Annotated in this window: 2 protein-coding genes; one reads left to right on the forward strand and one right to left on the reverse strand. The window is 35.0% G+C overall.

The features are described from left to right. Positions 1–100: 100 nt before the first annotated feature. The gene (locus tag MXE38_RS12250) at positions 101–352 is read right to left on the reverse strand and encodes a hypothetical protein (protein WP_246915491.1); all 252 of its coding nucleotides are present in this window, start codon (positions 350–352) and stop codon (positions 101–103) included. Between the two features lie 810 nt (positions 353–1,162). Between MXE38_RS12250 and MXE38_RS12255 the strand changes: the two genes are divergently transcribed. Then, positions 1,163–1,423: a hypothetical protein gene (locus MXE38_RS12255; RefSeq protein ID WP_246915492.1), complete on the forward strand. Its 261-nt coding sequence runs from the start codon at positions 1,163–1,165 to the stop codon at positions 1,421–1,423. The last annotated feature ends 116 nt before the right edge of the window (positions 1,424–1,539 follow it).

Here is a 1,539-nt window from a genome sequence, read left to right on the forward strand (position 1 = left end):
TACAGGCATTAAAATTACTGATGAACAAATGAGTAATATTGATATTGAACCTATTGGTGAGTTTCCTCAGTGGAACTATAGAATTAGGGGTTTTAAAAGATCAATTTAATTTGTTACAGTTCCTAAGATCGTCCAAAGGTTTTTTATAATATTCCTCCTTTAAGTTATGCAAAACCATGGCGAGATCATTGCTTGAGCAAGTAAAATTTGCTTCATCATTAATATGAGCATAAGAAGCTTTTGCGGTGTCATATAGCTCTTGCCTGTTCATTGGAGGTCGGTTTGCATTAACAGAATTGTGCCAAGCATCAATTAAAAAGGCTCTATTGGCCAATGCTTTTTTGCCTACCATAATTGCCATCTCCTAAAATCCATGCTGATTAGTACATAAATACACTAGCATGTACTAGTTTTAACTTTAATCAATAGAAAACTAATGACCTTATTTCTTTTGATTATAGACACTTACCTATAAGGTACTAATGCAAAAAACTTATTTGCGTGATATCGATCTCAATAAACAAGATATATAAGGCATTTTAGAAGAAGTGGTGAGTAAACAGTGCAATAATAAATTTAATTAAGACACTAAAGGGCAATAATAACTAAATTGCCCTAAATCATAGCTGTAGCAATGAAATACTAAGTGAAGTTAGGGCACTAAACTAAAAGCTCTCGATAAGGACATTTAAAGTGATTAATTTGGGGTCTTTTGATGTTTTTGGGCTAAAAATGCCAAGAAATTGCGCAATTTTGCCCAGATTCAGCCAGTTTTAGCTTTCATGTTAGAATCAGAAAAACATACTGCGCCGTCATCACTTTTCTAAGGAGCTTTGTTTCATGAGGGCATGATATGGTGAGCATACTGCTTAGCAAAAGCTGAGAGCAGTAGTAGCAATCTGAGCTATAGGATTTTACTTAGCCAGCAACATCAAATACTTAAGGAAGCTGCTATTACTGTATTGAGCAATCATGCTCACTTTGATAAGCCTTAAGAGTTGTAGCAACAAATTGTGTTTTAGGCACCTTGGTAAGACCGTAGGCTTTAGCTGATATTGCAATGGCGGCAATAGTCTTATTATTAAGGGCTAGCATTCTATTTGATGGGGCGTTTTGTGTTTGCAATTAAGTTGACAAGCATATGCTTTAGGAGGATGTGATTATGAAGGATAATCTCAAACAAGACACTAACACCATGTTGGCTGAGATTGAGCCCTACTTTGAGCAGATACAAGAATATTTGCATTACGATGAAGAGCAAAGGCTCTTAATTTGCGTAATAGGCTCTAATGCTCAAGCTAATAGCCAAGTAGTCTCCCTGCTAGAACAAAAGCTTGAGTGGCCAGAAAAGCTTGCTAAAAGTAAAGATTCATTCATTAAACAATGTGATCTGATAGGTAGTTCTCAAGCTAAGGAACTGTAAAAAAATAAAACACACGAATTTTCACTAAAGTTGCAAAAGCTCTCCCCAAAAAATATTTAGATTTTTTAGGAAACTTCCTTTTACTGATTCTGAGGTTTAATTATGTAAAACCATTC

The organism is Anaerobiospirillum sp. NML120448 (genome assembly GCF_023050945.1).
GTDB lineage: Bacteria > Pseudomonadota > Gammaproteobacteria > Enterobacterales > Succinivibrionaceae > Anaerobiospirillum.

Excerpts from the sequence above, each read along its gene's own strand:
- MXE38_RS12250 (WP_246915491.1), bottom strand. The coding sequence starts at position 352 with ATGGTAGGCAAAAAAGCATTGGCCAATAGAGCCTTTTTAATTGATGCT.
- MXE38_RS12255 (WP_246915492.1), top strand. The coding sequence starts at position 1,163 with ATGAAGGATAATCTCAAACAAGACACTAACACCATGTTGGCTGAGATT.